Below are 2,618 nucleotides of genomic sequence, written 5' to 3'. Positions count from 1 at the left end.
CCTCCCTGCTCATCGCCTAGGACGACGAATGTCTCCACGGACAGGTGCCCGGCGCCGTCTCGGCTCCATACGTCTCTCCCTGATCCTGCTGGCCCTGGTGCCCAGCGTCACGCTCACCGCCCTGTGGGGAGTGACCACGACGCAGATGTTCACCGAGGGCCTGCGGCTGCGCGGACAGACCGAGTTGAGCCGGTCGACCGGTGCCATGGGCACCGACGCGACGCTCGCCCTCCAGCGCGAACGCAGCCTGTCGGCGGCCCTGCTGGCCTCGCCACGCGGCTCCCGGGCCGCGCTGGACGCGCAGCGCGAGCAGACGGACCGGGCGGTGAACAAGCTGGTCGGGCAGTCCGACGCCATCGCGAAGGCGCCGTCGCGGATCTCGGACCGGCTGTACTCGGTGCTCGGTTCGGTCGGCAGCCTGGAGTACTACCGGGACCAGGTGGACGACCCGACCGACATCAACCCCGCGCAGGTGCTGGACCAGTACAGCTCGATCATCGACGACCAGGTCCACGCCTTCCAGGAGCTCTCCCAGGTCGACGACGGCGACCTCACCTCGCAGGCAGGCCCGCTGGTCGCGCTGGAGCACGCGGCGGAGCTGGTCTCCCAGGAGGACGCGCGGCTCACCCTGGCCTGGCCCACCGGGCACCTCACCGAGCAGGAGTGGATCGGGTTCGCACAGCTGGTCAACACCCAGCGGTGGCTCGTCGAGGACCAGATCGTCCCGCAGTTGAGCGGCAGCGCGAAGACCGAGACCGAACGGATCCTCCAGAGCCCCGAGTGGCGGACCCTGTCGGACATCGAGGACCAGGTGCTCGCCGCGCGGACGGGGGCGTCCGACGGCAAGGTCGCGCTGCCCGACGTACAGAAGAAGTGGACCGCCGCGCTGGACGAGGTCGCCGCCGCGTACACCCGGCTGATCCAGGACCAGACGTCCGGGCTGCTGGACCGCAGCGCGGACAAGGCGGACAGCCTGCTGCTCACCGCCGCCTCGCTGAGCGCGGGCGGGCTGCTCGGGCTGCTGCTGTGCGTGGGCATGTCCTGGCGGATCACCCGCTCCCTGTCCCGACGGCTGCACGGCCTCAGGGAGGCCACGCTGAGCCTCGCCGAGGAGCGGCTGCCCGACGTGGTGTCGCGCCTGGAGCGGGGCGAGAAGGTCGACGCGGATCTCGCGGCGCCGCCGCTGGACTACGGCGGCGACGAACTCGGCGCGGTGGCGCGGGCGTTCAACAAGGCGCAGCGTACGGCGGTGCACACGGCGATCGAACTCGCCGACACCCGGCGGGGCTTCCAGAAGGTGATCCTCGGCATCGCCCGGCAGAGCCAGAACCTGGTCAACCTCCAGCTCACCAAGCTCGACGCGCTGGAACGCCGGCACACCGATCCCGAGGTGCTCAAGGGTCTGTACGAACTGGACTCCACGGCCAGCCAGTTGCGGCGCTACGAGGAGAATCTCGTCGTCATCAGCGGTGAGCGGCCGGGGCGCAGCTGGCAGGAGCCGGTCGCGCTGATCGACATCCTGCGCAGTGCGGTGGGCGAGGTCGCCGAGTACCAGCGGGTGGAGGTGCACACCGAGGAGGACGTGTATCTCGCGCCGCCCGCGGTGGCCGACGTGATCCATCTGCTGGCCGAGCTCATCGACAACGCGACCGTGTACTCGCCCGCACCGGCGCCGGTCACCGTGCAGGCCTCGTCGGTCGCCAAGGGGCTGGCCGTCGAGGTCGAGGACCGTGGCCTCGGCATGTCGGAGGAGGACTACGCCTCCCTCAACGCCCAGTTGGCGGTGCCCCCGAAGTTCGACGTGGTCGCCCTCGCCGACGACCTGCGCCTCGGCATGTTCGTCATCGGCCGCCTCACCACCCGCCACGGCATCACGGTCACCCTGCGTCCGTCGCCGTACGGCGGCACGACGGCGATCGTGCTGCTGCCGCAGGAGATCGTCGTACGGGACCTCACGGACACCGACACCCCGGGCACGGCGGAGCCGGCCGGACCGGGCACGGCCCGGACCACGACCGCGGGACGTGCCCGCACCGGGACGGGCGGCCCCGTCCTCCGCGCCGACGCGGACGCCGAGGGGCCCCTCGGTCACGGCGGCGCGGAGGAGGACGGGACCGAGGGGGAGCGGGGCGTGAGTACGAGTGCCCCGGAACCCGCGTACGCCGAGGCCGTGGCCCCTGTCCCGTCGCCGCCCGCGCGGCGGCGGGAGGTTCAGGGCGACCCGGAGCACGCCCGCGCCGGTGAAGCCGACCGGCCCGCGGGACCCCGCGTCCCGGACGACTCGGGTCGTGCGGGCCGGATCGGGCACCCCGGGCGCCGTCCGGGCTCGGCGCCGCTCCCCCGCCGGGTCCCGCAGACCAGCCTCGCCGTCGAGCTCCGGGAGGACGCGGCGCCCGCCGAACAGGACGACTCCGGCGACGAGTTCACCGCGGAACGCGCCGCCTCCTCACTCGCCGGCTTCCAGCGCGGCACGTTCCGCGCACGGGACGAGGACGCCGGGGTGTCGGACGGCCGGGAACCGGAGAGCCGGGAACCGGAAAACCCTCACCCCCGGCCCGCCACCCCCGCCGAAGCGCCGTACGGTCAGGAGGGGACAACCGCACCGGACAACCCCGCCG

General features: G+C 73.0%; 1 protein-coding gene. It reads left to right on the top strand.

The genetic code is table 11. The annotated features are described in order from the left end of the window. Window positions 1–28: 28 nt before the first annotated feature. The coding region (locus HLK59_RS49390) for a nitrate- and nitrite sensing domain-containing protein (RefSeq protein WP_171148234.1) at window positions 29–2,618 on the top strand (2,590 nt) is incomplete at its 3' end.

The organism is Streptomyces sp. S3(2020) (assembly GCF_013044505.1).
Taxonomy (GTDB): Bacteria; Actinomycetota; Actinomycetes; order Streptomycetales; family Streptomycetaceae; genus Streptomyces.
The sequence above is the reverse complement of the archived record's forward strand: the minus strand, read 5'-3'. Positions and strand labels throughout refer to the sequence as shown.